Source organism: Paenibacillus xylanexedens (genome assembly GCF_007676705.1).
In the GTDB taxonomy this organism is placed as follows: Bacteria; Bacillota; Bacilli; order Paenibacillales; family Paenibacillaceae; genus Paenibacillus; species Paenibacillus xylanexedens_C.
Window position 1 is genome coordinate 1 of record NZ_VEBF01000500.1, and the last position, 250, is coordinate 250.

At 52.0% G+C, this 250-nt stretch carries 1 protein-coding gene; it reads right to left on the reverse strand.

Going from position 1 to position 250, the window contains the following annotated elements:
• A partial coding sequence (locus FS628_RS32290) for a hypothetical protein (protein WP_222125341.1) occupies positions 1–250 on the reverse strand: 250 nt, incomplete at both ends.

A 250-nucleotide genomic window follows, 5' to 3' on the forward strand; every position in this document is an offset into this window, starting at 1 on the left:
ATGTGGCTTGGGAGTGTTGAAGCTGTGCAAAGGAGTCATGCTGGGTGGTGTGCGATAGTGGGTTGAGGGTGAGGGAATCGAGATTGGAGAAGAGAATGGGGGTGTTGGTGATGAGGTGAATGGCGGGAATGTCGGGTGGGTGATAAGGTTGAGGAGATGTGTAGAGGTTGATTTTGAGATAATGGTGAGAGGTGGCGGATGGAGGGGAGGGGATTGAAGGGTTGTATTTGGGGAGAATGGGAAGGAGGAT